This window comes from Sinorhizobium sp. FG01 (assembly GCF_002531875.1).
GTDB lineage: Bacteria > Pseudomonadota > Alphaproteobacteria > Rhizobiales > Rhizobiaceae > Sinorhizobium > Sinorhizobium fredii_C.
This window is the reverse complement of record NZ_NWTB01000059.1, coordinates 1-1,340: the sequence shown is the minus strand read 5'-3', so window position 1 is coordinate 1,340 and position 1,340 is coordinate 1. Positions and strand designations below refer to the sequence as shown.

At 60.7% G+C, this 1,340-nt stretch carries 1 pseudogene; it reads left to right on the top strand.

The features are described 5' to 3' along the window. Window positions 1-1,075, top strand: a pseudogene (locus CO656_RS29490) (IS110 family transposase); the annotation flags it as partial. Window positions 1,076-1,340: the final 265 nt, after the last annotated feature.

Below are 1,340 nucleotides of genomic sequence, written 5' to 3'. Positions count from 1 at the left end.
CCAAACTGAAGAACGCGATCGCTGTCGCTGAATCCGGCCGGGAGGGAGAGACCCGCTTTTGGGGTGAGGTTGACGCATCGGATGCCAGCATGCGCCGCATCATCCAGCGGATAGCCGCAAAGTTTGACCGCGTGCATTTCTGCTATGAGGCCGGCCCGACCGGCTACGGCCTGCATCGATTGATCCGATCGCTTGGCCATGAATGTGTGGTGGTCGCTCCATCATTGATCCCCAGGAAGCCAGGCGACAGAGTAAAGACCAATCGTCGAGATGCCCTCGCGCTCGCCCGGCTATTGAGGGCCGGCGAGCTCACGGCAGTGTGGGTTCCTGATGAGGGCCATGAGGCGATGCGCGACCTCGTTCGCGCTCGAGCTGCTGCTGTCGAGACGTTGCGGGTTCACCGACAACAGATCAGTGCCTTTATGCTCAAACACAGTCGCATCTATCCACGCAAGAAGGGCTGGACGATGCGATACCTGCGCTGGCTGCAGGAGCAACAGTTCGATCATCCGGCGCATCAGATTGCGTTGCAGGAAATGGTCGAGGCGGTGCGCGTCTCGAAAGAGCGCGTCGAACGACTGGAGAAGGTGATCGAGGAGTTCGTCCCAACCTGGTCGCTGGCGCCGGTCATTCGAGCGCTGCAGACCCTGCGAGGGGTCGACCTGATCGTCGCCGTTACATTCGCCACGGAGGTCGGCGACGTGAGCCGATTTGAGAGCCCTCGCCAACTGATGGGCTATCTCGGCCTGGTCCCTGGTGAGCGATCAACGGGTGAGACGGTCAGACGGGGCTCGATCACCAAGGCCGGCAACGGTCGGGTTCGGCACATGCTGGTCGAGAGCGCCTGGACTTATCGGCATCCGCCGAAGGTCGGCACGAGAAAGCTCTACCTCATGGAGCAAGCCCCATCGAAAGTTCGAGAGATTGCATGGAAGGCTCAGAGCCGGCTGACATCTCGATATCGAATGCTCGCCACTCGGGGAAAGCGAACGACAGTGGTTTGCACGCCATTGCCCGCGAGCTGACCGGCTTCATGTGGGCTGTTGCAAGGGAGGCGCAGGCGATCAAATCATAAGTCGCCGAAGCGAACTTGCACCTCGCGCATGGGCGGAGGCGGGACAACGGCAGGGGAACACCCGTCAGACGCTTTGTGGCCGGCAATTGACCGACGCCCGTAGTAAGATCGGAACAGCCCCGGACGCACAATCGGGAATGCAGTAGCCAACCCGCGCATCAGAGCTTGATCACCGACGTCCTTCAGTTCCGCCTCCACCCATACGCGATCATCATCATGAACAGCCGTTCGTTTGGACGGTCGGTTCCTCGTGCCCAAAGCATTG